The organism is Fibrobacter sp. UWH5, from assembly GCF_900142505.1.
GTDB lineage: Bacteria > Fibrobacterota > Fibrobacteria > Fibrobacterales > Fibrobacteraceae > Fibrobacter.
This window is the reverse complement of the sequence record NZ_FRBB01000014.1, coordinates 1-26,160: the sequence shown is the minus strand read 5'-3', so window position 1 is coordinate 26,160 and position 26,160 is coordinate 1. Positions and strand designations below refer to the sequence as shown.

Sequence of the window (26,160 nt, the reverse complement as noted above, 5' to 3'; positions counted from 1 at the left end):
AACGTCATCTCACTTCAAAGAATATCAATTTTTTCGCCTGAACATCATTGCCAAGGCCCCAATTAACATAGGAATACCTTCCACAAAGCCTTTCAAAACGATTTCCCACAACTTGAGCCACTCCATGTTCTTGGCCAAGAATATATCCGCTAAAAGACAAGGAATATATGCCCTTTGGCAAAGGCATTTCAGTCGAACCAAACGTTATATCAATTTTTCCATCCTTAACTGTAGCATTTTGTTCAAACTCTAAAGAATCAACACGTTCGTTGTTCAACTGAACAAGTATGTCAAAACCATCTGGCAAGTTCGTTGCTACAGAAATATGAGCAATTCTCTCCCTTGAAGGATTTATTTTGGGAGAAAAAGAAACTTCAATTGCCTTAGACTGGCGAGGATATTTCTTTACAGAAATAGGAATAGGGCGAGGGATCCCCATCTTCACAGAATACCCATCATAAGTCCAACCACCGGATTTTTTGACGAAACCAATTTGTTTTACCATCGTTAGCGTTTTTACATCAATTTCTCCATCTGTCAAAGGTTCTATAGGACATGTTTCTTTATACACCATACGGTTGACATTGAGTATGTCAAACTTGTAACGTTCTGATGTTTTTATTAGAGCGAGCGCCACCGCTTTATCGGTACCATATTTCTCCTCATAATACTCTCGCATTCCATCATAATATTTTGTCTCATCAGAATCATATGATTTACTCCATCCAATATCATCCTCGTCAGAGTCCATAGAACGAGCAATTTTTTCCACATTTTTTCGAATACTCTTAATTTCCTGATAGGTTTTATATTCAGGCCAGCTAAATCCCCAAAACCACTTTGCAGCAACGCCACAATACGCAACCGAACTGGATAATAGAATGAAAATCAAATACCGCATAAAGCCCTCATCAGTCTATATTGAATTCACAAGTATAACAACATTTTAAATCTATTTTCCTATTGTCACGTCTTAATATACAATCTAAAAATGACAAAATACGACACTTCAAAAATTTATATTAGAAACATTCAAATTTAAACCATATAGGCATCACATGAAATGGAAAGAAATTGACAAAATCATGAAAACAAAACAGGTCAATAGGGATATTGTAAAATGGCGAAACATGCGCTGTACAAGAAGGACCGTCGTCTATCGATTTAGGAATTGCCTAGAAAATGAATTCTACTATGAACTGGGCTGCGCTGAATTACGCTTTCATGGTTGGGACGCCACCAAAGATCATGAATATATTGATATTCCCATCAAGGATTTGCAAACTTTGGAAAACATTTATCAGCACTTTATTGGCAAGGAACACAGCTGGAGCCGAAAGGACAATGAAAATTAAAAGATTAACCAACCCTATTGACAACGTCATCAGCGAAAAACAAGTACACATGTCAAAAAAATTCTGACATGTCATGAAAGCATCTAGGAATTATCCTAGTTCCTTACACAGCGAAATTAAAGTTCTTCCACCAGTTCGCCCATTTCCTTACGGACAGGATGACGGGGGCTGGGGCCACCTTCGATAGGATCGGCGTAGCCTACATCCAAAAGGCAGCTCACCTTCAGGTTTTCGGGCAGTTCAAAACCGCGGGCGATTTCCACCGCATTGAATCCGCGAGCCCACAGGGTGTTAAGCCCAAGTTCCGTGGCCTGCATCATCATTGTCGTGGTTACAATGCTGGCATCCATATCGCCGCATTCGTGTTCGTCGTTGTAATTTAGGGCGCGGTAACACAAGTCCTTGTCGTAACAAACCATAAGAACAACCGGGGCGTTGTAGGCCATGCGGGTAATTCCGCGGAGTTTTTCCAGCGACTGGGCAGACTTTACAACGAAAATCTTCAATGGTTGATGATTCATCGCCGTAGGAGCCAGACGCCCAGCTTCCAAAATCTGCAGAAGCTTTTCTTCTTCAACATTCTTGTCACAAAATTTGCGGCAACTGTAGCGATTTTTCACCAAATCCAAAAATTCCATAGAAGAAACCTCTCTTTTTTTGGTGAATATAACCTTTTTCTTCTAATTATCAGCCTTTAATCGCATTTGGAATAGCATTTTTCAAAAAAAAATCGCACAATTTTTTTACAAGCTCTATTTATATTTGGAGTGTGCTGTTTTACAGTTTGCATAATCAAGGATTACCGTAAATGAAAAAACTGGTTCTATTCTCAAAGAAATCGAAAGTTGACAAGACGCTCCAGAGCATCCTTGTCGAAAATTTCGACAGCCAGTTTTTAACTACAGAATCGGGCAATGGCATCTGGGGAACGCTGACCGAAACGAATCCGGACATCATCCTAATCATGTCGGACGCCGCCACAGACAACGATTACAGTCTGCTAAAGGCGATCCAATCCAAAAAGACTTTGCTTCCGGCATCCGTTATCGTGGTCACCCCCAAGACTCCGTCCGACAAGGAATTCAAGTGCCTGGATTACGGTGTACTGGACTTTATCAGTGCCCCTTACAGCAAGCAGCTAATCGTCAACCGACTTGAAAAGCTGACCAACGTCAAGGAATCCATCCATCTGCAGGAACTGGAGTACATTCTAAAGCGACTCCCCTCCAACATCTTCTTGAAGGATGCCGAAGGCAAGTACGTGTTCTGCACCCATTACTGGCACCACCTTCACGGCGCCGACGAACCGGGCTGGACGATCCGCGGAAAGACCGACGTGGAAATCCGTAAGGACAAAGAAAACGCCAAGATGGCCATGGAAAAGGACAAGGAGATTATCCGTACCGGCAAGGGCGCCCATTACGTCATCGAGGTAAACGCAGACGGAATCCAGGAATTCCTCGAGATCATCAAGGAACCCGTCCACGACGACAAGGGCAACATTTACGGCATCGTGGCCCTGATCAACAACGTGACGGAACAGGAAAAGCTTAAACGCCAGCTGCACCGTCTGGCCATTACCGACGAACTGACCGGCCTATACAACCGAACTTACCTGAACGAAATTCTAGGAACGATCGCTACCGACGACAAGTTGCCGCTGGGATTCATATCGGCAGACTGCAATTACCTGAAGCAGGTAAACGATTATTACGGACATCTGATCGGCGATGAATACATCCGACTTGTGGGCGTGCTGTTCAAGATGGTACTCCCCGAAGACGCCATGTTCTTCAGAATGGGCGGCGACGAATTCCTGGCAATCATCCCGAGAACTACGGAACCTCAGTTGCTAAACTACATTCTGCACCTGAAGTCCAAGGCCCAGATGCTACAAATTCGCGGACGACGCTTCAGCGTTGCCTTCGGCTACTCCTGCATGACTTCCAAGAACGACGACATCATAAAGTATTTGGAAAGGGCCGACCACGAAATGTACACGGACAAGGCCGAAAAAAAACGTAAAGACGACTAACGACAAAGGCCGACAGTAAGCCGGCCTTAAATCATTTTCGGTTAGTTTCATTTTCGGTTAATTCTCGTCTAACCAACGCTGCAAGATAATCTGGGCTGCAAGCTGGTCAATAACCGCCTTGCTCTTTTGTTTTTTCTTCTTGCTGAAATGTGCGGTACAAGCCTGGGCCTGCACGCTGGAATAGGATTCATCCTGAGTGTAGACAGGCATACCCGGGAAACGTTCCTTGAGATCCTGCACAAACTTTTCGACCACAACGTTCTTGCCATTGGCACGACCATCGGGATGGTACGGCATACCGACCACAAAGGCGTTCACCTTGTTTTCCTTGACAAGAGCATCTAGACGAACCCACAAGTTTGTGGTCTTCTGGTCGATAGTTTCGCGGGCGAAAGCAAACTTCAGCTCGGAATCGGCAAAAGCGACTCCCACACGATGTTCGCCATAATCCAGGGCAAGATAGTTCATGATCGTAAATCCACTACTCGTGGATGATAACGTTATCAAGCTGCTTATTGCAGACCGTGACTCCGTTCCAGAGGACAGCATTCTCGATTGTGCAATTTTCGACAACGCAACCGTCGCCAACCGCCACGTTAGGACCGATGGTGCAATTGGTCAGCTTGGCATCCTTGCCAATATAGCAGGGAGCAATAACCTTCACGTCGTCTCTTATAAAGTCAGCGGAATTGTCATTGCGGTTCAACACGTGAGCATTGGTTTCGAGCAGGGTTTCTGCCAGACCGCAATCCAACCACTTGCTTACAGGTGCAGTACGGAAACGGCAACCCTTCTGGATCATCATTTCAAGAGCGTCGGTCAGCTGGAATTCGTTCTTGGTACGAATATCATTGACCATCAGATACTTGAGGGATTCCTTAAGAACCTTGGTATCCTTGATGTAATAGATGCCCACAATGGCTTCATCAGAAACGAATTCCTGGGGTTTTTCGACCAGGCGTTCAATACGACCTTCGGCATCAGTCACGGCCACGCCAAAGCGACGGGGATCTTCCACCTTGAAGGTGTAGAGGATGTTTTCGTCAGCCTGTTCCAGCACAGAAAGATCGGCCTCAAAAAGAGTATCGCCCAAAATAATCAGGAGCGGCTCATCGTCTCCAACAAAAGGAAGAGCCAAACTGATGGCTTCACCCAGGCCCTGGGGGTTATTCTGGACGACAGTACGGGTTTTACCCCATGCGGAACGTTCTGCAAGGAATGAATCAACAGTTTCAGCCTTGTAACCAGTGATAAAAATGGTTTCGGCAGGCTTCAAAAACAATGAGTCTTCAACAATCCAGTCCAAAATAGTCTTGCCGGCCACCGGAAGCAAACACTTCGGCAGATTTTCGGTATAAGGACGCAGACGCAGTCCATTGCCAGCAACAGGGAGAACAATCTTCATTAAAAATCCGTGTGAAACAAATTTGAAAAGTTAGTCTCTAAAAGATAGCTTTTTTGACAAGATATAAATTTTGTAATACTAATATCATACTATAAAATGTAATTCTTTGGATTTTTTATAAAAAAACGTGTAATAAAAAATTCTAACCATAAAAAAAGACCTCCCTTTCGAGAGGTCTTTTAGTGGATGATGCAGGGGTCGAACCTGCGACCCGCTGATTAAGAGTCAGCTGCTCTACCAACTGAGCTAATCATCCAGATCATTATGCCTTGCGGCTATGTAAAGCAAAAGACGAAGTTTCAAAGTTCATGATTCGTTTTCACGAAAGATGCTTATCTTTGCCTGTCGCTTTTAGTGGATGATGCAGGGGTCGAACCTGCGACCCGCTGATTAAGAGTCAGCTGCTCTACCAACTGAGCTAATCATCCATAAGGTGACGGTCGCTATTAAGCTATGTCGTCTTCAATCGAAGAATCAGAAGTCTTTCCAGCCGAAGCTTAAAAGAAGAAGACGAAGTTTCAAAGTTCATGTTCCGCTTTCGCGAAAGGTGCTTATCTTTGTCTGTCGCTTCTGATTTCCACTTTCACCAATTTCTTGGCTCGAGCGGTAGTGGATGATGCAGGGGTCGAACCTGCGACCCGCTGATTAAGAGTCAGCTGCTCTACCAACTGAGCTAATCATCCATAGTCGCGTCTCGAAGACGCGCACAATGATAGAAAAGAAAAGAACACTCGGCAAGGGGGAAAGGCAAAAATTTTTTCTTTTTTTGAAACCACCCCAAAATAGTGGATAGTGAAGAGCGAAGAATGATGAGCGAAGAGTTCTTTTACGTGTCATTCCGAGCGGAGGCCAGTAAGGCCGTAGTCGAGGAATCCAGAGCAAGAGACTCAAATCGCCACCTCACAATCCTTACCCTCTACAAGGAGGGATCTAGACACTTAGGCGATTACCGATACCGGAAACATACCAAACAGCAACAAGCATAAAGCCAAAGAATAGAGAAGACATCTCATATCTCATACCTCATACCTCATATCTCATACCTCATATCTTTTTATATCTTGTATTTCACACTTCAAATCTCTAGCGCCAAAGGCGCGCACCCAAACCTAGTACCAGCCTATGAGCCCAAATTTCAACCGACTTGACGCCTATATGGCATTCCTGGGGGTCGAGAGAAACCTCTCCCCGGCCACGATCCAGAGCTATCAAGAAGATTTGCGCCATTTCGTTGGATGGTTAGACGAACATTCTCTAGATTTAAAAGCCCTAACCCCAGAAAAACTGGACGAATTTTTATCCGATGCGGCCGCTCACGAGGAATACTCCCCCACCAGCATCGCCAGGCATTTCTCCAGCCTCCGAGGATTTCTGAAGTACATGCAGAACCAGGGCGAGTACGATTTCAGTACCGAGAGCATGCTGGCCACACCGCGACTGGGCCACTACCTGCCCCAATACCTAACCCGCGAAGAAGTGGACAGCGTATTCGAAAGCGCCGCCAACGGCAAGAACCCATTGAGAGACACAGCCATGTTCGAGCTGATGTACAGCGCAGGACTTCGCATTTCGGAGACCCTGGGTATCAAGCTTGCCCAGCTGGACCTGGACAACGAATGGCTTACGCCCATCGGCAAAGGCAACAAGCAGCGTCTGATCCCGCTGGGCAGCAAGGCCAAGGAAAACCTGAAAGAATGGATCGAGCGAGGTCGTCCCCTCACCCATCCGGAAACAGACAACGTAATTTTAAATTCCCGCGGCAAGCCCATGAGCCGCATGGGCGCTTGGAAGATCGTGCAGCAACATACCATACACTTGACTAAGCAGGTATCGCCCCACACCTTCCGCCACAGCTTCGCCACCCACTGCCTCGAAGCGGGCATGGACCTCCGCGTGCTGCAGGAACTGCTGGGTCACGCCGACATCAGCACCACCCAGATCTACACTCATGTGGACAAGGAATTTATCAAGCAGGAACACAAGAGTTTTCACCCCCGCGAAGTGGCCCAACGAGAATCTCGCGAGGATGGCGGAAAGAACGGGAATTAAACAAAACGAGAGGTAGAAATGCCCCTCGTTTTTTACTATCTTTGATTCGTTCAAATTTTAACCAAGGACTCAATAATGAGCAAGAATTACAAGATTGCAGTTCTCCCGGGCGACGGTATCGGTCCGGAAGTGATGAAGGAAGCTGTCCGCGTTCTGGACGTTGTTTCCAAGAAGTTCGGTTTCGACGTGAACGCAGAATGGGCCAACGTCGGTGGCGCTGCTTACGACGAAAGCGGTTCTCCGCTGCCGGAATCCACCCTCAAGCTGGGTGAAGCTTCTGACTGTATTCTTTTCGGCTCTGTGGGTGGCCCGAAGTGGGAACACCTTCCTCCTAACCTGCAGCCGGAACGCGGTGCTCTGCTCCCCCTCCGTAAGCACTTCAAGCTTTTCTGCAACCTCCGTCCCGCTCGCGTCTATAAGGAACTGGCCGGTGCTTGCCCCCTCCGTTCCGACATCGTCGGTGACGGCTTCAACATCCTTACCGTTCGTGAACTGACTGGTGACGTTTACTTCGGTCAGCCCAAGGGCCGCGAAGGCGTTCCGGGCTCCAAGGAAGAAATCGGTTTCGACACAATGAAGTACAGCCGCTACGAAGTGGAACGCATCGCTCGCTTCGCTTTCGACGCCGCTATGCTCCGCAACAAGAAGGTTGCTTCCATCGATAAGGCTAACGTTCTGACCACTTCCGTTCTGTGGCGCGAAGTCGTGAACGAAGTCATCAAGGACTATCCGGAACTGACCCTCGAACACCTCTACGTGGACAACGCTGCTATGCAGCTCCTGAAGCGCCCCCGCGACTTCGACGTCATGCTCTGCCCGAACCTGTTCGGCGACATCCTGACCGACGAATGCGCAATGCTTACCGGTTCCATGGGCCTCCTCCCCTCCGCTTCTATTGCTGAAGGTTCCTTCGGTCTGTACGAACCGGCAGGTGGTTCCGCTCCGGACATCGCAGGCAAGGGCATCGCAAACCCGCTGGCACAGATCCTCTCCACTGCACTCATGCTCCGTTACACCTTCAAGGAAGAAGAAGCTGCTCGCGCCATCGAAGCCGCTTGCGAAAAGGTGATTTCTCAGGGCTACCGCACTGGCGACATCTACCAGGAAGGCTGCACCAAGGTCGGTACCACCGGCATGGGCGATGCTATTATCGCTGCTTTGAAGTAATCGAAAACAGCAATTCGCTAAAAAAGGCAGTGTCTTGAACTATTTTTTTAGTTCAGGCACTGCCTTTTCGTTAATTTACACTAAATCAAAAGCATTTTGAGCTATTTTACAATCAAAAAGGCAAACAAAAAGGCCAAGACAACTGCCCTTAAAAGGACTTTTTGTTCCATTCCGCCACGGATTTTACAAATAAATTAATAAAAAGGCGGTGGATTTCGGCATTTTTCATGCAAATCCACCGCCTTTGGGGCGTTTACGAATGAACCTGCGCAATCATTTTTGGAAAAGAGCGGCGATTTCTTCACAGGTCATGCAGGTGCGCTGTTCCAGCCCATCCACAATCACAAGCAAGGCCTTCTGGCAAGCCATCAGAATGTTGTAGCACTGCTCCACCACGTTGGTTTCCGACATCTGGAAGTAATAGCAAGCAGCCTGAAAGCTTTGGTAGTCCGCGTCACTGCGGTTCAGCTCCATAGGCAGTTCACGCATCACCGTATCTAGGTCACAAGCGAAATTCTTGCGGATAATGAATTCGGAAATATGGCCCGCAATGGCAATGTGGGCAGAGCCGTCCAGTTCACTTCCGGTAATGCGGGTAACGCCCGGACGATCCTTGGAATTTGTCATCTTCACATATTCCAGAGGACGCTTAAACAAAAAGGCAACCAGAGCATGCCCCGCCTCATGGCGGCACAGGCGAGAGTATTCTTCAGCACCGAAGAATTCCACCAAAGTTTCACGAGTTAAATTCTGTTCAGACATTTTTTACCATTCCAAAAATAGCATTCCAAACAAGAAATGCCGCATAGCGCGGCACCTCTCAAAGATTAGACTTTACTTTTTCTTTTTAGAAGTCTTCTTTTTTGCAGCAGCCTTCTTTTTAGTCGTCTTTTTGGCGGCAGCCTTTTTCTTGCTGGTTGCCTTCTTGGCTACAGGCTTCTTCTCCGGTTCGGGAGCGGGTTCAGCCGCAGGTTCCTCAGCAGGAGCTTCTTCAGCCACAGCCTCTTCTGCGGGAGATTCTTCGGCAGGAGCCTCTGCGGCAGGTTCTTCAACCGGAGCAACTTCAGAAGATTCTGCGGCAGGCTGTTCTTCTGCGGGAGCAGCATCATAAGCAGGTTCAGCAGAAGGTTCACCAGTCATATTTTCTGCAGCGGGTTCACCATAATTAGAATACGGATCCGTAGACTCAGAATTTTCATTCACACCAGAAGGAGCATATGCGTCATAGTTTTCTTCTACAACCGGTTCCGCCACAACAGCATCATTTACAGTAGCGGCCTTATCGGCTTCAGCAGATTTGCCAGACAAATCAAAATGAACCGTAATGGAACCACCAAACTTCACAGAACTCAGGCGGAAATTCACACCATGCTTACTGAAGTACTTATCCATGGTCAGATAGGTGCAGTCGAACTCTACACCCATATGGTACGGCAGCTGCACACCGACGTTTCCCGTTACGAAAAAGTCCTGAGGCTTATCCCACCAAGTCAAATAATTAGTGGCCGGAATCGGATATCCCACGCGAGCGCCAAGGTAAGGGCGAACCTTCCAGCTATCAGGGCCAATTACACCAACAGAAAGCCACAGAGGCACGGAAGGCATCACGACATTATAGCCGCCATCAGTCTGTACACTAAAAAATCCGAGGCCACCGCCAACCATAAGGGGACCGACCGGGAAAGCCAAATATTCGGCACCAAGTCCCCACATAAAATCGGTATGGAGATCTCGGCTGGATTCAACACCTTTTACTTCTTTTTTTTCTTTAACGTTACCAGGTGCGTATCCTGAAACAAAGCCTTGAATCTGGGCTGCAGAGCTAAATGTTACAAATGCGCCCAAGGCAAGGGCTAATGTAGAAGAACCGATTTTCATGTCAAAACCCTCTAATAGTGGTACAAATATAGTTTTGTCAAACCACTATTACTCGTAAATTTTGACAAACATTTTTGATAAGACTACTGTACTGACTAATCCTTGAGGCAGCGAACGGACATCGCATTCGATTTGACACGGTCACTACCTTGCAAAAAAGCATAGTCTGCATAACAAGTCATGAACACGTAATATGCGTATCGGCCATGATAATCTTCACTTTCATTTTGGGTAACGGACCAAAAATCAGATTCACAGCCGCCAACACTTTCAAACAAAGTTTCCCATTCCGCTAAACTGAGCAAATGCCATCCGTTGGGGCAAACACCTTGTACTGGTGCCAAAGCAAGAGCATCGTCTTTTAAACGATCACATACGACTCCATAGCCACAATTCTGCGGGTCATTCGCGTCATTAGCCAACGAGATCGAATCAATGGCAGCAATCCACGTATAGAGGCGTCCAAAAATGGAGCATTCATCGGCATCATCATTACGGCACCAGGAACTTTCCTTGAGACTCGGGGTCTGCACAGAATCCGCATAGTTCAGATTCTCGGCCATCCAGGTTTGAGAGCCAATCACTACCGTTTTATAAATTTTTCCATCCCTTTCATCGACCAAGGTGCCATACGTAACGTCGGGATTAAAGAACGATTCCTTCTGAAAGAATCAGCCCCCGAAGACAACCCTTCAGATAGAGAACTAGATGAAATCATTTCTTCACTACTAGAAGGCGAAATATTTCCTGAAGAACTTACAGGCAACTCACTGGAGGAACTTGCAACGATATCGTCAGAGTCTGTTTCTTCGCTACTTGAAGTAATTGACGTAACAGCCGCGCTGGACACAGATCCAGAATTATCGTTGGACGAACTTGCAAAGCCTTCATTAGCGGAACTTGCAGGAATTTCGCTGGAGGAACTTGCAAAACCTTCATTCGGTAAGTCTGCAGAACTTTCACTGGATGAGATTTCATCAACTACACTTGAAGATGAAATTTCATTGACATCTTCATTTGAGGAAGTTCCACTATCGCCATCACCGCAGACTTAAGCCAAGAAATCTTCTTAAAAAGATTCATAATAAGCTCCTAACTTTTAACAACCTGCAATGTAAAAAAATCCGCCCCTGCGGTAAAGCAGAAAGCGGATTTTTCAAGCAGCGCGGTACATGCCCGCGACAAGACTTTTATTAGCCCACGAAAATACGGCCAGGCCGCATTCGACCCTAGCTAGCCCACAAAGATACGGCCGTTGCGGAACAGCTGCATCCACGGACCGTCTTCGCCCCATTCAGCCGGATGCCAGGAGTACTGGCAGGTACGGAACACGCGTTCCGGATGCGGCATCATGACGAGAGCACGACCGTCTTCAGAGCAGAGGCCGTTGATGGCAAAGGGAGAACCGTTGGGGTTCAGCGGGTAGCGTTCGGTGTATTCGTGCTTGCCGTCCACGTAACGGAGAGCCACGAGGCCAGTCTTCAGGCAGGCTTCTGCAGCTTCGCGGGAAGCGAATTCTGCGCGGCCTTCACCGTGAGCCACAGCGATAGGCAGCACAGAGCCTGCCATACCCTTCAGGAGCACAGCCGGGGTATCTTCCACCTTCAGGCTTGCGAAACGGGCTTCGAAACGTTCAGAGAGGTTCTGAACGAAGCGGGGCCAGTGCTTTGCGCCAGGAATCAAATCCTTCAGGTTGGAAACCATCTGGCAGCCGTTGCAGACGCCCAGAGTGAAGGTGTCCTTACGGTTGAAGTAGGCTTCGAATTCTGCGCGAGCCTTGGGGTTGAACAAGATGCTCTTTGCCCAGCCTTCGCCAGCACCCAGAACGTCACCGTAGCTAAAGCCACCGCAAGCCACGAGACCGTTGAAGTCCTTCAGGCTAACGCGACCGGAAAGAATATCGGTCATGTGGACGTCGATGGATTCGAAACCGGCCTTAGCAAATGCGGCAGCCATTTCCAATTCACCGTTAACGCCCTGTTCGCGGAGGATAGCCATCTTCGGGCGGCTAGAGTAATCCTTGATGATCTTTGCGCTAGCGTTGAGGTCGAAGGTGACCTTCGGGGTGATACCCGGATCATCCTGTTCCAGCTTCAAGGTGTATTCACTTTCAGCGCAAGCCGGATTGTCACGGAGGGCGGCGATGCGGCGAGTGGTATCGGACCAGATAGCGCGAAGGTCAGAGAGACCTTCGGCGTAGTCACCGATAACCAGGTTGTAAGTATCGTTCAGCTTACCGATTTCAGAAACGGTGTCGCCAAGGCCAGCAGCAGCGAAAGCTGCCTTAACAGCGGCAACATCAGCATTTGCAACCTGAAGCACAGCGCCCAGTTCTTCGTTGAAGAGTGCGTCGATGACGTTGCCCTGGAGAGCGTTTACATCCAAAGTAACACCAACGTGGCCTGCGAAAGCCATTTCGGTAACGGTGGTATAGAGACCGCCATCAGACTTATCATGGTAAGCCATGATCTTGCCGTCGGCATTGAGTTTCTGGATGGTTTCGAAGAAGGCGCGGAGTTCCTTAGCGGAATCCACATCCGGAGCCTTGTCGCCAAGCATGTTGTAAACCTGAGCGGCAATGGATGCGCCCATACGGTTCTTTCCGCGAGCCAGGTCAACCAGCATCAAGGTAGTCTCCTTGTTCTGGATGAGCTGCGGGGTCATGGTCTTGCGAACGTCGGCGCAGGGAGAGAAGGCGCTGATGACCAGAGAGATGGGAGCAGTCACGCGGTGGCTACCCTTTTCGTCCTGCCATACAGTGCTCATGGACATGGAGTCCTTACCCACCGGAATGGTAATGCCCAGTTCCGGGCAGAGTTCCATACCGATTGCCTTTACAGCTTCGTACAGGTCGGCACCGTCACCTTCGTAGTTGGGAGTTGCCATCCAGTTTGCAGACAAGTTTACGCGGCCCATGTCGGGGACGTAAGCGGCAGCCATGTTGGTGAGGGATTCAGCAACAGTCATGCGGGCTGCGGCAGCCGGAGAGATGAGAGCGATAGGAGCGCGTTCACCCATGGACATCACTTCACCTTCGTAGGTGTCGAGAGTTGCAGAGGTCACAGCGCAGTCAGCCACAGGAACCTGCCAGGGGCCCACCATCTGGTCGCGGCAGATCATACCGGTCACGGAACGGTCACCGATGGAAATCAAGAAGGTCTTGTCAGCCACAGTGGGGTTAGCGAGAACGCGGTGTGCAATATCCTTGATGGTTGCATCAGCAGGAACCACCTGAGAGGTGAGCGGACGCTTCTGGCTCTTTTCGTTACGGATCATGCGAGGCGGCTTGCCCAGCAAGACTTCCAGCGGCATATCGATGGGAGTAGAACCGAAGTGCTTATCGGTAAGAGTCAAGTGCTTTTCAGGAATAGCTTCGCCCACTACTGCGTACGGGCAACGTTCACGCTTACAGATAGCGTCGAACACGTCCAGTTTGTTACCGGCAACGGCAATCACATAACGTTCCTGGGATTCATTACTCCAGATTTCGAAGGGGCTCATACCCGGTTCGTCGTTAGGAACGTTACGGAGTTCAAACTTACCGCCCAGACCGCCATCGTTCACCAGTTCCGGGAAGGCGTTGGAAAGTCCACCTGCACCCACGTCGTGAATGAAGGTAATGGGGTTTTCTTCGTCCATTGCCCAGCAACGGTCGATCACTTCCTGGCAACGGCGTTCCATTTCGGGGTTTTCGCGCTGCACAGAAGCAAAGTCCAGAGATTCGTTACCAGCACCGTTGGCCACAGAACTTGCTGCACCGCCACCAAGGCCGATAAGCATAGCAGGACCGCCCAGAACTACCAGGTGGTCACCCGGATCGATGTGCCCCTTTTCGATGTGGTCGTGCTTGATGTTGCCAAGACCACCAGCCAGCATAATGGGCTTGTGGTAACCACGGACTTCGTTACCCTTTTCAGCAGAGACTTCCTGTTCGAAAGTACGGAAGTAACCGAGAATGTTCGGGCGGCCATATTCGTTGTTAAATGCGGCACCGCCCAGAGGACCTTCAATCATGATGTCCAGAGCGCTAGCGATACGGCTGGGACTGCCAAAATCCTTTTCCCAAGGCTGAACTGCACCCGGCAGCTTAAGGTTAGAAACGCTGAAGCCAGTGAGGCCGGCCTTCGGCTTGGAACCCTTACCGGTAGCACCTTCGTCACGGATTTCACCACCACTACCAGTAGCGGCACCCGGGAACGGAGAAATTGCTGTGGGGTGGTTATGGGTTTCCACCTTCATCAAGATGTCCACTTCTTCGTTGTGGAAGTCATACTTGTTGGTGCGGGGGTCAGCGTAGAAACGACCTGCGGTTGCACCCTTCATCACGGCAGCGTTATCCTTATAGGCGCTGAAGATGTTGGTGTTGTGCAGAGCGTAGGTGTTCTTGATCATCTGGAACAGGGACTTGTCCTGCTTGACACCGTCGATGGTCCATTCGGCACCGAACACCTTGTGGCGGCAATGTTCGGAGTTGGCCTGAGCGAACATGTACAGTTCCACGTCGGTGGGATTGCGCTTGAGAGCGGTAAAGTTGTTGACCAAGTAGTCAATTTCGTCGGCGGAAAGAGCGAGGCCCATGGCCTTGTCAGCCTTCACCAGGGCTTCGCGGCCTTCGGTGAGCACCGGAATAATGTTCAGCGGACGCGGTTCTTCCTTGCTGAAGAGAACGTCCAGGGAAGCGGTGTCTGCGAATACAGCCTGAGTCATGCGGTCGTGGATCTTGGATTCGATCACCTTGCGAGCGTCGGCAGAAGCGGCACCTTCAAACTTCACATAGTAGGCAATGGCGCGTTCGATACGCTTGATAGCGGGCAGGCCGCAGATGTGAGCGATATCGGTAGCCTTGGAGCTCCAGGGGCTGATGGTACCCGGACGGGGGCAAACCACGAACAGTTCACCTTCCAGGGCCTTGGCTTCACGCATGGGGCCGTAGTGGAGCACCTTTTCCAGAGTTTCCTTTTCGGAAGCGGAAAGATCGGCGGACAGATCCACCACATGGAGGAATTCAGCGTAAACGCTTGCGACGTTCAGGTTTTCTTTCTTGAAGTCAGCCAGAAGTTTCTGGAGACGGAAGTCCGACAGAGCCGGAGTACCACGAAGAATGAGCATTTTTACCTCTTGCCGGGGGTTAGCCGGCACCTTGTGTTATTTGTTTTTACGAGGGGAAAGATAGTAAATAGTGGTTAGTGGTTAGTGGTTAGTGGCTAGTGATTAGCAGGTGAAGAAATGCAAAAAATCCTCGCATTTCTGCGAGGATTTTTGTAATTCTTTGAGTATCAATGAGTTAGGTTTTCCGCACCAATTCTAGCTCGCCAGATTAGCGCTTCTTACCCTTCTTACCCTTGGCAGCCTTCTTGGGAGCCGGAGCTTCTTCCACAACAGCTTCTTCGCCCTCTTCTTCATCTTCGTCAGATGCAGCAACAGCGGCATTGCCCAGAAGAGCATTCACGTTCACAGAGACGAGGCCAGAAAGGGACTTCACTTCGGTCTTCTTGTCGACTTCGACCTTGGCGAAGTTAGAAACGATGTAATAATCGGAGCTAGCTTCGAACTTACGAGTCTTGTTGGCAATGCTCATGGTACCCTTTACAGAGGGGAAGAGCTTTGCTTCGAGGCGAGCCTGATCCTGAGAAGTCTTTACGCTCTGAACAGCTTCGCAAGCCAGGGTCCAAACGCCCTTGTTGGTCTCGATGGAGTTGTTCACATACTCAATGATCTGGGAAGCGCCCTTGAAGGACTTGGTAGTGGTCTTTTCGTAGTGTTCAGTTGCCTGAGAAACGTAGCTACCCTTCTGCATCAGAAGAGTTGCCAGCAAAAGCACAACCACGACAGAAAGAGCAATGGAAATATTCTTCATGTTCATCGTTCATTACTCCTTATTCAAAGTGGTAGGGAGCCGGAGCTTCCAGCTTAAAGTTTGCACCCATGTTGTATTCGGTCAGAGCCTTGTAGTCAGCGGTCTTCAGCTTGCCCTTTGCGAAGGTGAAGCTAATGACGCAGTTCTTACCGCAAGCCACTTCCTTGACGCCGCCTTCATTCTTCAGAAGGAACTTGTCAGCAAGGCCAGCCTTTTCGTAGATGGAGTTCTGAGCCTGAGGAGGAATGCCTGCAGCGTTGTACATATAGGAAAGTTGCTTGAAACGGGCATCCTTGTCTTCTTCGATAGCCTTTGCGGTGGCATCAAAGGTAGCTTCGGTCTTGTCGCCGGTCAAAGTGGCAAAAACGAGCTTCCAGGCCATGCCGTACTGGTCAACAGCCTTCCACTGTTCCTGAACAACACCGTTAGACTGTTCCAGGTAGGCACCCACCTGTTCGCCAACGGACTTCTGAGCCTGGTCATTATAAGTACCCTTGAGGATCATCATCAAGGCAAACAAGCCGATAATCAATGCGATATCTACAATAAGTAGAATCTTGAACTTTTTGTTATTCATAGATTTCCTTTTTACAAGTTTATGCAGGGGTGAATTTAACTTCTTATTTCCAAAATAACAAACTAAGCTTTGTAAAATTACCACAAAAGGGGCTTTTTTCAGTTATAAATGGAGAATTAATCTATATTGGAGGCCATGAGTGATTTGCTTCCATCCCAGATTATATTCAACAACCTCAAGGAAATGCTGAAGGCCAAGAACACGGCCCACGAGTCCATGTTCAAGTTCCACTGGAAAAAGATGTGGCCCTTCAACCTGATCTGGCCCCAGGTGGATTTCGAGCGAATCGTACGACTGATGAGCGAACTGCGCAAGAACGTCATCAATCAGAAGAACCTTGTGGGTCAAGCAAAAGGCAAGGCCAAACCTTTTGAAAAGACCTTCCTGAACGCGGTGCCCGCCTATCTCGACGCACTGGACGAATCCTGCAAGTTCCTTGGCGAAGCCGCCCAATGGAAACAGGACATGCTCATGAAAAAAATTCGCAAGGACATCAAGTTCAAGCGCGACGTAACCGAATGGAGCCGCATCCTGAAGGAATACGAAGACGCCCAGGGGAACTTGGTACGAGCAGGTGCCCTTGTGCAAATGGGCTGGGGCGAAGTGGTCCAAAACCTAAACCAGGCGTAAAAAAGCCCACCCTATGGCAACCGTAAGCGTCATTATTCCGGTATACAATACCGCCGAATATCTGGAAGCATGCCTTATCAGCGTACAGCACCAGACCTTTGCCGACTTCGAAGCCATTGTCGTTAACGACGGTTCCACAGACAACTCTGCAGAAATTGTCGAAGAATTCATCAAACGTGATGAACGTTTCACGCTTCTGTCCCAAGAGAACGCAGGACTTTCCGAAGCCCGCAATGCAGGCCTCCAGAAGGTCACCGCCCCCTGGATTACATTCGTCGACAGCGACGACATGATCGCCCCCACATTTCTAGAAACCCTGCTCAAGGCTTCACAAGATTCCGATGCAGAGATTATCTGCTGCGGGTCCAACAGCTTTACCGAATTGCCCGCCAAGATTCCAGGAAACCGAAGCAAGTCCATCCAGAAAATCTGGTCCCCCGAAGACGCCCTTATCCAGGCGCTGTACCAAGACAGGATTCCCGACCATTCCGCATGGAACAAACTTTACTCAGCAAGGCTCTGGAAAGACGTCCGCTTCCCGAGGGGCAAGTACTTCGAGGACCTTTGTACCATCCCGCAGATTTTCTTGAGCGCAAAGGAAATCCGTTCCGTAAGTTTGCCTCTATATCTGTACCGCAAACGCGAAACCAGCATCCTGAATTCCGCCTACAATTTAAAGAAAGCGGAACTGCTGGACATCGCCGAAAACCTTTGTACGACTATCACGGAAAAAATAAGGAACCCGAAGTTACTTCGTGCCGCAAAGAACATGCTCATCAGCACCAGCTACAGCATTCTGAAGCGCACCCCCGATACCGACGAATTCCAGGATTACCGCAATCGCGCCTGGAATCACATCAAGGAACTTCGATTGCAGAACCTGTTGGATTTCAAGGTTAGACTTCGCAACAAGGTGGCCAACATAATCTCTTTCGGAGGCCGCGACGTCTTGCAAAAAATGCTTAGGAGGGATGAAAAATGATTCCTAGGAAAATTCATTACTGTTGGTTTTCCGGGGAGCCGTTCCCTGCTGATGTAACCCAATTTTTGGACGGGTGGAAACAAGTTCTACCCGATTATGAACTGATCCTTTGGGACCGTTCCAAAGCCGAAGCCACAGGCATTCCTTGGGTAATGCAGGCCCTCGCCCAAAAAAAATGGGCCTTCGCCGCAGATGCAGTCCGTCTGTACGCCCTAGAAACAGAAGGCGGTATCTATCTCGACACCGACGTTGAAGTCGTGAAAAGTTTCGATCCGTTAATGGGCCGCGAATATTTCTTCGGATTCGAAAACGGATCCCGCCGCATAGAAGGCGCGATTCTCGCCGCAAACAAAAATCACCCCTCCATTACAAAAGCCCTGGACTTCTACAGACAAGAATCATTCAACTACACAGAATCCCAGGTGAATGAGCTGGTCTTGCCCAACATCCTTGCCAACGCCTTTAACAGTCTGCGTGACCCTTTGGAAATTTTCCCAGAAGATTTCTTTTCACCCAAGAGCTTTATAGACGGCAAGATTCGCGCCACTGCAGAAACCTACTGCATCCACCACTTTCAAAGTAACTGGAGACCGGAATCCGTCCGCAAGGGAATTGAACGTCGTCAAAAGCTTTACAAGATTTTCCCGACACCGGTCGCCAAGATTCTCTCCATTCCCCTTGCCCTTTGGACAAACCTAAAGTCACTGGGAATTGCAGGGACCATCAAGAAAATTTTCAGACGATAACGGCGTTTTGAATCAGACGTTAAAACGGCGGTCCAGAATAAACTTGGGCACAAACAGCTTCGGGAACCTTTTGAAAAAGTCCCAGGAGAACGAGGCTAGCTGAGGAATCCTGCGAACGGCCTCGGCCTTGTTGGTATAAGCAAGCATGGAGAACCAATGGGACTTCCAGATTTTCACGGCTTTCGGGTAAAGGGGATGATCGGAGTAACGAGCCAGCGCCTTTAAGAACGTGCCATACATCAAGGTGCTGTTGCTGGACATGTTGTTTCCGTGAACGCGGTAGTAGCAGCACAAGGTAGGCAACACAGGTAACGTTCCAAACCTATGGAAGAACTTCAGCCACTGGGGAAAATCCTCGAAAGGGAATTCCTTATCATAGCCGCCCATATCACGGAATACATCCAGGCGAATCATTTCGGAACAGCCGTGAACTTCTTTCTTCCCCATGAAAAATTCCTCGAATGTCACTTGAGGAACAGAACGGGTATAGCGCGGGTCCGGGGTTTCGCCATGATTCCCTTCCCCATCCATCACCACAATCTGTCCGAAGCATACGGGAACTTCAGGATGACTTTCCAGGTACTGACTTTGTTCAGCCAATCGGCCTGCAGGCATCATATCATCTGACGCCATGGAGCAAAAATACTTGCCCTTCGCCATAGAAAGCAATTCATTCATGGTCGCCACCACCCCTTTGTTCGGACGATGGACGTATTTGAAGTGGAACTCGTTTGCCAAGCGTTCAAGAATCTCGGGCGACCTATCGGGACTGCCATCATCAATAACGATCAATTCAAAGGACACGCCCTCTTGAGCCATTACAGAACGGACAGCCGCCTCTACAAAACGTTCATGCTTGTAGCAGGCCATCAGCACAGAAACGATTACTGCTGATTCCATTTCAGCCTCCGGACAACAACGAACATAACTGCAAAGTATAGGAAGTTTTCTACGGCGTAAGCCATCATGGGTCCCTGGAATTCCACCAGTTTCATTAGGATCAGGGAACCTGCGGCCAGAAAAATTTCCGAACCAATTTCAATGGAAAGGAACTTCTTTGTTTCGCGGCGAGCGATCAGGACCAGTGCCAAGGAAAATCCACCAGCCCTAAAGAAATCTCCCAACAGTTGATAAAACAGATAATCGGCGGCACCCATATAGGCTCTTGAAAAAAGGATTTGCACTAGGAGACCGCGGCACAAAAATAAAGCCGTCACCATCACCAGAGAAATTCCCATCACACGCAAGAGCAAGGGATTAAACAACTTGAAAAATTCCTGCCTAGTCTGCTGGGCCGAAACCTTCGGCAGGATAATCACGGTAAGAATAGCCGACATCATCATGAAGAGGAAGTCCGAAACCTTCAACACACTCTGCCAGATGCCGGCGGCATCCTGCCCAAAGTTCGAAGCCACTGCGGTTCGGATTACCGTAAGCACAACGGGAGTCATGACCATGGGAACCAAGCCCATCAAGGCATAAGAGACCCAAGGTTCACGAATATCGGCTGCCGTAGACCAGACTTTCTTGACTCTAAAACCAGCCTGGCTTGCAATGCGGATGGCAAAAAAGGCGGCCACGATGGACTGGGTCGCAATAATAGAAAGGACAGACAGTTGGCCCGTATAAAGGAAAAATGCAACCCATAAAACTTGCCACAAGGAAGCCACAATATTGATAAGCGCCCACTTGCGATTTTCACCCATACCGTTCATGACGGCAGCACAGATGGCGATAATATTGGTAGCGAATACACCTGGCAAAGCAAACAGGATTGCAGCCTGCACCAGTCGAGTATTCATCCCAGGAAACAGAGTTTCCAATGGAGCCATGAAACAGAACAGAACTGCAGCCACAAAAGTGAACAGGCTCGCAAAAGTTGTCAGACGAAGACCGCCTCGCCACACTCCAAGAAGTTGCTTTTCGTTCTTGAAATTCTGAGCGGTCAGGCTAGTCCAGCCATTCTGAAGAGCAAGACTGGAAGTGGCCTGCCCGATAGTCAACAGGTTCATGAACTGCCCGACGCAGGCAAAGGCTGCAGGCGGCAAGAAAACAGCCAAAAGCTTGTTGATGGCAAAAGCCCTCAAGGCGTTAAAAGCCGTTACCGCACCCGAACCCAGGAAACTTTTCACAAACATAGACTAATCCTTAAAGTTGTTAACGCCTTCAATTACTGCTGCAATTTCATCTTCAGTCATGAAGGGGTGTAAAGGCAGGCTCAACTCCTCATTGGCCAGACGTTCTGCAACTGGGTAAGCCCCGGTGGAAAAATCATCGGCAAAGGCCTTCTGCAAATGGGGCGGCGTCGGATAATGAATAAGCGTTTCTACACCACGATTTGCCAAATGTTTTTGAAGGGCGTCGCGACAACTTTCGCCATTAGGCAGTTCGCAGTGTACCGCAAAAATATGCCACACACAATCCGCCACAGTACCGGCGGGCACAGAAACAGCAGCCTTTGGCAACCTCACCAGCGGATTTCTGATTTCGGCCAGGTAGCGGTTAGCGATTTCATTACGGCGGCGGTTTTCTTCGTCCAGTCGAGGAAGCTTCACGGACAGGACTGCAGCCTGAATTTCATCTAGGCGGGAATTTTCACCGGCAAACTCGTGAACATACTTCTTTTCGGAACCATAATTTGCAAGTTTGCGGACAACGGCAGCCAATTCGCCATCGCTGGTAACCACGGCGCCGGCATCCCCAAGGGCCCCCAGGTTCTTTCCCGGGTAGAAACTGAAACCGGCTGCGTCTCCGAGATTCCCGGCGCGAACAACGCCATTTTCAGTAGCAAATGACGCGCCATGAGCCTGGGCCGCATCTTCCAGCAAAAGAAGATCGCGATTCTCTGCAAACTGTTTCAGTTCCATCATGGGGCAAAGACGACCGTACAGGTGAACCGCCAGAATTGCCCGAACCTTAAGACCGTCCTGCAGGGCACCTGCAAACGCACGATCCACAGAAACGGCACTCAAAACCGCAGTTTCTGCATCCGGTTCCGCAGGAACCGGCACAAGATTAGCAGCCTTTACCGCAAGCCATGAGGCAATAAAAGTATTGGAAGGAACAATGACCCCGTCGCCAGGCTGCAAACGGCCCAAGGAGACATAACCCTTCAAAATCAAGGCCAAGGCCTCAAGACCATTCCCTACCCCGACGCAATGGCGAGATCCACAGTATTTGGCAAACTTCTCTTCAAAACCGCCGCATTCCTTGCCACGGATATACCAACCAGAATCCATCACACGATTGACAGCCTCCTTTATTTCGGAGCCGTAGGAATCGCTTACTCGCTTCAAAGGGTAATAGGGAACTTGAATCATGAACCTCAAAGTAGAAAATATCCCTATTTGAAAAACAGTCTAAAGCATTAAAACCGATAAAACCACCATTTTAATGGACAATCTAAAGTTTTCATCCATCGTTAAATACTAATTTGTGAATATGTTCGAGATTTTGCCCTACAACAAGGAATTGGACCAACGACTGGACCGGTTTGTGAACCGGGAGTCCGTCAACGGCACCTTTCTACAGACCCGGCAATTTTTGAACTACCATCCGGAAGATCGATTCAAGGATGCAAGCTTCGCCATCCACAAAAGCGGGATCATAACAGCCTATTTCCCCGGCACGGTTACAGCAGACGGAGAATTCATATCCCACCAAGGTTCCACCTTCGGCGGCCCTGTCATTTCAAAGGATTTTTACACCGCCAGCCGCCTGCAGGAAATCCTGAAATTCGCCGACGAATATTTCGCAAAGAATTTTAGAAGAGTCCGTCTGAAACTAACCCCGGCCGTATTTAGTCAGGAATCCCCTGCCCTTGTGGAATACCTGTTAGAGCACCTGGGCTACGAAAGACATACTGAACTAAGCGCCGTAACAACCATCGTTTCTGCGCCGGATGGAACATTCGCCGATCCTTTTGATCTCTGCGAAGGGGCTAAGCGCAGACAGGTTAAAGCATACGAAAAATACAAGGCCGAACACAAAGACATCATTTACCGCCCCATCGAGGCTGATGAACTCGGACCGTTCTACGAATTTCTGAAAATTTCAAAAGCCAAGTACAACGTCAAGCCAGTCCATTCCATCGAGGAAATCAAGGATCTCGCTTCCGCCCGCATTGCAGATAACATTTGGCTTCGAGGCATTTTCGGCAAAGACGAAACCGGCAGGGAAAACCTCATCGCAGGAGCCATGTTCTTCGTCTTCCCTGAAACCAAGGCCGTACACTACCAGTACATCGCCCCAGACCCAAGCTTTGACGCATTCAACCCAACCGTGGCAGTCCTCACGTCCATCATGCGCGAAGCGGCAACCAAGGGTTTCAAGAACGTGTCCTGGGGAATCTCCACCGAAGATGGCGGCAAATACCTGAACGAAACCCTGTTCAAGTTCAAGGAAGGCCTAGGCGGCAAAGCCTCCCTCAACACCTACTACACAAAAAATTTTTAACGACGCAGGGGCAGTAGCCCCCATGCATCATCTAACTTCTTTGAGGAAGTCTTCATATTCATATATATAGTCGGCTTCTTCGTAATGTTCCGAAGCAAGAACCATGCATACTGCGCCAGAAGAGAAATTCTCGATTTCACGCCAAGTCATGGTGGGGATATACAACCCCTTGTAGGAACGGTTCAACTGGAACTTCTGACGTGTCTTACCATCGTCCAGAACCACGTCAAAACTGCCACTGGCCGCAAAAATCAGCTGACGAAGCTTGCGATGGGCGTGCCCCCCGCGGGTAGATCCACCGGGAACATCATACAGATAATAAACACGCTTGATATCGAAAGGGACCAGTTGTCCCCCTTCCACAACACTCAAATTACCACGTTCATCGTGTACAATAGGAATATCAATAATCTGCGGTTCGTTCCAATTCATGAGATAAATATAGACAAAATGGAGTGAGGAACGCTACGCTTCAGGTGTGAGGTCGCACGCAAGCGTGCTAGAGGTTTTATAGGGGGTTAATGGTGCATTTTTCTGACATCTAGCGTCGCTAGACGCGACCAGACCCCCTCTAGGAGCTCCGCTCCGACCTCACCACCTCGTTCCTCCGGTGGAAGTTTCCCCGCTGGTAGCCGGATTTCCTTGCGTGAACTCCTATGACACTTGAAAACCCCTATTGGATTTTCTATATATAGGTCCAACATCTAGCGTATGTCGTGTTAAGCTCTACCAGCATACGTCATTAACCAAAGAGCTTCCTTTTACGAGGTTAATATGTCCTCTTTCCGTGGACCTAAGGGCAAGGTTGCCCGTTCCCTGGACCTTGCTGTTTCTCAGAAGACTCAGAAGGCTCTCGACCGCCGTCACTTCGCACCTGGCCAGCATGGTCAGAACCGCAAGAAGTCCTCTTCTGTTTACAAGCAGCAGCTCGTCGAAAAGCAGCGTCTCCGTTTCACCTACAACATTTCCGAAGCACAGCTCGCTAAGGCTTACGCCGAAGCAAACCGTCGCGCAGGTTCTGCTGGTGACAACCTGATGATCTTGCTGGAAACCCGTCTGGACGCAGCAGTGCTCCGCATGGGCTTCGCTCGCACCATCTTCGCTGCTCGTCAGTATGTTGCTCACGGTCACTTCACCGTGAACGGCGTCCGCAGCTTCTCTCCCTCTCGTCAGCTCAAGGCCGGCGACGTGATTGCAGTTCGCGAACAGTCTAAGGAACATGCACAGATCAAGGAAGCACTCGCCGCTGGCGCAGCTGTTCCCGAATATCTGACTGTCGATGCTAACAAGATGTCCGGCTCTCTCGTGAAGCTCCCGCTCCGCGACCAGATCCCCGTTCAGCTTGAAGAACAGCTCGTTGTGGAATACTACTCTCGTTAGTCCGAGAGTCGATCCAACGACAACTGGAACATTTGGAGACACCTCGCGCAAGCGGGGTGTTTCTTTTTTTTATAATACAAGATGTATAATAAAAAAATGGTCTAACCTAACAAAAATTAGGTTAGACCAAGTATCTAAGATACAGTTTTTAGGTAGGTGAATCTCAGTTTCTAATGGGGTGTGTTTTTTAGATAGTTATATTACATCTACTATTTGAAAGAACATAGCCAACATTTTTTTTGACGAATGCAACTTCTCACAAAAAAAGCCCTCGGGAGTAACCCGAGAGCGATTGTAAAATAAAGAGAACAGGGATTACTTTTCCGAATACTTCAACAGAACAACAATAGAATCCGTTTCAAAGGAACTTTGCTCACCTATGCCGTAGGTTGCAAGCCAAACAAAATTTTTCTTATAAGCAAAACCAACCACAGCTTCATCAAAAAAGGCATCCAACGAATCCTTTACTTGAGAACGACGAACATAATCATCCACAATCCACAAGTCATCCACAATCGCCTTACGATTCAACGAGAGTTTCTTACAAGGAACGCTCCCATTTTTTACAGGATGATACTCACTTACCACCAGTGAAACGGAATCGGATATACAGGTCTCCCTGCTTGGAGTTTGCATGCACATTTCTTCTCCCGAAAGATACACCCCATAACCAGATTCATTTATATAATCGCTGCAAAACTTATCCCATTCTTTTTTTCCAACACTTCCCTGGCAACATTTATAGGACGAGTCATAGGCTACACTATCAACACTATATTCAAAGCACGTTTCCAACAAGCTTCCATCATCAGACACCGTCATATCATTCGCCCACACGTACGCATCTAACCGAACCCCCTCGTCATAAGTAGAAATTTTAAAAGACTCATTTTCCTTGACTACGGCATTTAGATAAGGAGTCATATCCACATCGTAGGATTTCGTCACGCTATCTTCGTCCAGCAAGTCAAAACGCAAATGATGATCTTCATCCAAAGGAATTTTCGCAGTCCATGGTCCCGAACATTGACCCCAAAAGTCATGACAATGGGTTTCTACATCGTCTCCATCGTGATGAACTTTCGATGGGCACAACACAACGGAATCAACAACAGATATATCACGATTGCGGTAGCAGTCGCTATATGTCACGGCGACGCTGTCTAATTTTCCAGAGACGTCTACTGAAACTTCCAAAACCGATGGACGATGCACGGCCTTTGTAACCGCATGGAGATCCACATAGCCACCATCATGTAATCCCGGATCACAAGCCCAGACCAGCAAAGAAATAAGAATTGTAAAAACTAACCCACGCATATCTTGAATATAAACATTTTGGCTATGTTCTACTAATGTGTAGGACTGCCATTTTATGTTGAATTTACTGAAAAAAAAATACTAAAAAAAATGAGGCATCATCAACATGTGTGGAAGCATTTAGGCAGCCTTGCTAGATGATTCTCTCGATTCCGATTCCCATTCGTAGGCTATCTTTACATCTACATAGGAACAGCTCAACATTATCAGCGACAGCATGTTGTTCATGTTCCTGAAGCCATAGGCAGTCCGTATCAGTAGCTTTATCTTGTTGTTCGTCGCCTCGATCCTTGCGTTTGACACGCCCAGCCTGATTGTGTTGAG

At 48.7% G+C, this 26,160-nt stretch carries 26 protein-coding genes and 3 tRNA genes; 10 read left to right on the top strand and 19 right to left on the bottom strand.

Translation table 11 applies throughout. The annotated features are described in order from the left end of the window. Positions 1-4: 4 nt before the first annotated feature. Positions 5-901 (bottom strand): hypothetical protein, encoded by an 897-nt coding sequence (locus BUB38_RS11210; RefSeq protein ID WP_073160578.1) that lies wholly within the window; start codon positions 899-901, stop codon positions 5-7. Between the two features lie 184 nt (positions 902-1,085). On the opposite strand from BUB38_RS11210, the gene BUB38_RS11205 reads away from it, so the two are divergent. Continuing rightward, positions 1,086-1,355, top strand: a complete 270-nt coding sequence (locus tag BUB38_RS11205; RefSeq protein WP_139258423.1) for a hypothetical protein — start codon at positions 1,086-1,088, stop codon at positions 1,353-1,355. 116 nt (positions 1,356-1,471) lie between these two features. Here BUB38_RS11205 and BUB38_RS11200 read toward each other — a convergent pair whose 3' ends face one another. Next, entirely contained in the window at positions 1,472-1,993 is a 522-nt protein-coding gene (locus BUB38_RS11200) for a nitroreductase family protein (RefSeq protein ID WP_073160574.1), read from the bottom strand. A 170-nt stretch (positions 1,994-2,163) separates the two neighbouring features. Between BUB38_RS11200 and BUB38_RS11195 the strand changes: the two genes are divergently transcribed. After that, positions 2,164-3,390, top strand: a complete 1,227-nt coding sequence (locus BUB38_RS11195) for a diguanylate cyclase domain-containing protein (RefSeq protein WP_249269276.1) — start codon at positions 2,164-2,166, stop codon at positions 3,388-3,390. A 57-nt stretch (positions 3,391-3,447) separates the two neighbouring features. Here BUB38_RS11195 and ruvX read toward each other — a convergent pair whose 3' ends face one another. The 5 genes from ruvX to BUB38_RS11170 form a co-directional block, all read right to left on the bottom strand. Next, complete coding sequence (gene ruvX / locus BUB38_RS11190) at positions 3,448-3,858, bottom strand: Holliday junction resolvase RuvX (RefSeq protein WP_073160572.1); 411 nt, start codon at positions 3,856-3,858, stop codon at positions 3,448-3,450. Positions 3,859-3,871: 13 nt separating this feature from the next. Continuing rightward, positions 3,872-4,795, bottom strand: a complete 924-nt coding sequence (locus BUB38_RS11185; RefSeq protein ID WP_073160570.1) for a sugar nucleotidyltransferase — start codon at positions 4,793-4,795, stop codon at positions 3,872-3,874. Between the two features lie 183 nt (positions 4,796-4,978). After that, positions 4,979-5,051, bottom strand: a tRNA-Lys gene (locus tag BUB38_RS11180). 99 nt (positions 5,052-5,150) lie between these two features. Beyond that, positions 5,151-5,223: transfer RNA gene (locus tag BUB38_RS11175), tRNA-Lys, on the bottom strand. 182 nt (positions 5,224-5,405) lie between these two features. Next, positions 5,406-5,478 (bottom strand) — tRNA-Lys (locus BUB38_RS11170). A gap of 439 nt (positions 5,479-5,917) precedes the next feature. Here BUB38_RS11170 and BUB38_RS11165 point away from each other — a divergent pair. Next, on the top strand, positions 5,918-6,844 hold the full coding sequence (locus tag BUB38_RS11165) for a tyrosine recombinase (protein ID WP_073160568.1): 927 nt from the start codon (positions 5,918-5,920) through the stop codon (positions 6,842-6,844). A gap of 75 nt (positions 6,845-6,919) precedes the next feature. Then, positions 6,920-8,011, top strand: a complete 1,092-nt coding sequence (gene leuB, locus BUB38_RS11160) for a 3-isopropylmalate dehydrogenase (protein WP_073160566.1) — start codon at positions 6,920-6,922, stop codon at positions 8,009-8,011. Positions 8,012-8,284: 273 nt separating this feature from the next. Here the strand turns inward: leuB and BUB38_RS11155 are convergent, their stop codons facing one another. The 3 genes from BUB38_RS11155 to BUB38_RS11145 form a co-directional block, all read right to left on the bottom strand. Then, a complete protein-coding gene (locus BUB38_RS11155; protein ID WP_073160564.1) occupies positions 8,285-8,773 on the bottom strand; it encodes a hypothetical protein in 489 nt (162 codons plus the stop codon). Between the two features lie 72 nt (positions 8,774-8,845). Next, a complete protein-coding gene (locus tag BUB38_RS16395) occupies positions 8,846-9,889 on the bottom strand; it encodes a hypothetical protein (RefSeq protein ID WP_073160562.1) in 1,044 nt (347 codons plus the stop codon). Positions 9,890-9,984: 95 nt separating this feature from the next. After that, positions 9,985-10,473 carry an FISUMP domain-containing protein gene (locus tag BUB38_RS11145; RefSeq protein WP_254794944.1) on the bottom strand — a complete coding sequence of 163 codons (489 nt, stop codon included), beginning with the start codon at positions 10,471-10,473 and terminating at the stop codon, positions 9,985-9,987. Here BUB38_RS11145 and BUB38_RS16085 point away from each other — a divergent pair. Then, entirely contained in the window at positions 10,459-10,944 is a 486-nt protein-coding gene (locus BUB38_RS16085) for a hypothetical protein (RefSeq protein WP_139258422.1), read from the top strand. The two genes, BUB38_RS11145 and BUB38_RS16085, sit on opposite strands and share 15 nt — an antisense overlap. Before the next feature lie 178 nt (positions 10,945-11,122). Here BUB38_RS16085 and purL read toward each other — a convergent pair whose 3' ends face one another. From purL to BUB38_RS11130, 3 genes are all read right to left on the bottom strand, one after another. After that, positions 11,123-14,998, bottom strand: a complete 3,876-nt coding sequence (gene purL, locus BUB38_RS11140; protein ID WP_073160559.1) for a phosphoribosylformylglycinamidine synthase — start codon at positions 14,996-14,998, stop codon at positions 11,123-11,125. A 208-nt stretch (positions 14,999-15,206) separates the two neighbouring features. After that, positions 15,207-15,752 (bottom strand): hypothetical protein, encoded by a 546-nt coding sequence (locus BUB38_RS11135; protein WP_073160557.1) that lies wholly within the window; start codon positions 15,750-15,752, stop codon positions 15,207-15,209. Positions 15,753-15,765: 13 nt separating this feature from the next. Further along, on the bottom strand, positions 15,766-16,323 hold the full coding sequence (locus BUB38_RS11130) for a hypothetical protein (protein WP_073160556.1): 558 nt from the start codon (positions 16,321-16,323) through the stop codon (positions 15,766-15,768). Positions 16,324-16,458: 135 nt separating this feature from the next. On the opposite strand from BUB38_RS11130, the gene BUB38_RS11125 reads away from it, so the two are divergent. The 3 genes from BUB38_RS11125 to BUB38_RS11115 are packed head-to-tail and all read left to right on the top strand — an operon-like array spanning position 16,459 to position 18,681. Then, positions 16,459-16,953: a hypothetical protein gene (locus BUB38_RS11125; RefSeq protein WP_073160554.1), complete on the top strand. Its 495-nt coding sequence runs from the start codon at positions 16,459-16,461 to the stop codon at positions 16,951-16,953. A gap of 13 nt (positions 16,954-16,966) precedes the next feature. Further along, positions 16,967-17,935 (top strand): glycosyltransferase family 2 protein, encoded by a 969-nt coding sequence (locus BUB38_RS11120; protein WP_073160552.1) that lies wholly within the window; start codon positions 16,967-16,969, stop codon positions 17,933-17,935. Continuing rightward, complete coding sequence (locus BUB38_RS11115; protein WP_073160550.1) at positions 17,932-18,681, top strand: glycosyltransferase family 32 protein; 750 nt, start codon at positions 17,932-17,934, stop codon at positions 18,679-18,681. Before BUB38_RS11120 ends, BUB38_RS11115 begins: the two co-directional genes overlap by 4 nt. A 12-nt stretch (positions 18,682-18,693) precedes the next feature. Here BUB38_RS11115 and BUB38_RS11110 read toward each other — a convergent pair whose 3' ends face one another. Genes BUB38_RS11110 through BUB38_RS11100 form a run of 3 tightly spaced genes read right to left on the bottom strand, consistent with a single transcriptional unit; the run spans position 18,694 to position 22,001 of the window. Continuing rightward, positions 18,694-19,581 carry a glycosyltransferase family 2 protein gene (locus tag BUB38_RS11110; protein ID WP_073160548.1) on the bottom strand — a complete coding sequence of 296 codons (888 nt, stop codon included), beginning with the start codon at positions 19,579-19,581 and terminating at the stop codon, positions 18,694-18,696. Next, on the bottom strand, positions 19,566-20,819 hold the full coding sequence (locus BUB38_RS11105; protein WP_073160546.1) for an O-antigen translocase: 1,254 nt from the start codon (positions 20,817-20,819) through the stop codon (positions 19,566-19,568). The genes BUB38_RS11110 and BUB38_RS11105 overlap by 16 nt, the downstream gene beginning before the upstream one ends. Before the next feature lie 3 nt (positions 20,820-20,822). Continuing rightward, positions 20,823-22,001, bottom strand: coding sequence for a DegT/DnrJ/EryC1/StrS family aminotransferase (locus BUB38_RS11100; protein WP_073160544.1), 1,179 nt, complete (start codon positions 21,999-22,001; stop codon positions 20,823-20,825). Positions 22,002-22,122: 121 nt separating this feature from the next. Between BUB38_RS11100 and BUB38_RS11095 the strand changes: the two genes are divergently transcribed. After that, complete coding sequence (locus BUB38_RS11095; RefSeq protein WP_073160542.1) at positions 22,123-23,136, top strand: GNAT family N-acetyltransferase; 1,014 nt, start codon at positions 22,123-22,125, stop codon at positions 23,134-23,136. 27 nt (positions 23,137-23,163) lie between these two features. On the opposite strand, the gene BUB38_RS11090 is transcribed toward BUB38_RS11095, so the two are convergent. Then, positions 23,164-23,568 carry a sugar 3,4-ketoisomerase gene (locus BUB38_RS11090; protein ID WP_073160540.1) on the bottom strand — a complete coding sequence of 135 codons (405 nt, stop codon included), beginning with the start codon at positions 23,566-23,568 and terminating at the stop codon, positions 23,164-23,166. 342 nt (positions 23,569-23,910) lie between these two features. Here BUB38_RS11090 and rpsD point away from each other — a divergent pair, with 342 nt between their 5' ends. Continuing rightward, a complete protein-coding gene (gene rpsD, locus BUB38_RS11085) occupies positions 23,911-24,516 on the top strand; it encodes a 30S ribosomal protein S4 (RefSeq protein WP_073160538.1) in 606 nt (201 codons plus the stop codon). A gap of 315 nt (positions 24,517-24,831) precedes the next feature. Here rpsD and BUB38_RS11080 read toward each other — a convergent pair whose 3' ends face one another. Further along, positions 24,832-25,836 carry a hypothetical protein gene (locus BUB38_RS11080; RefSeq protein ID WP_139258421.1) on the bottom strand — a complete coding sequence of 335 codons (1,005 nt, stop codon included), beginning with the start codon at positions 25,834-25,836 and terminating at the stop codon, positions 24,832-24,834. 120 nt (positions 25,837-25,956) lie between these two features. Next, positions 25,957-26,160, bottom strand: a 204-nt coding sequence (locus BUB38_RS11070) for a transposase (RefSeq protein ID WP_139258420.1), incomplete at its 5' end; no start/stop codon positions are given.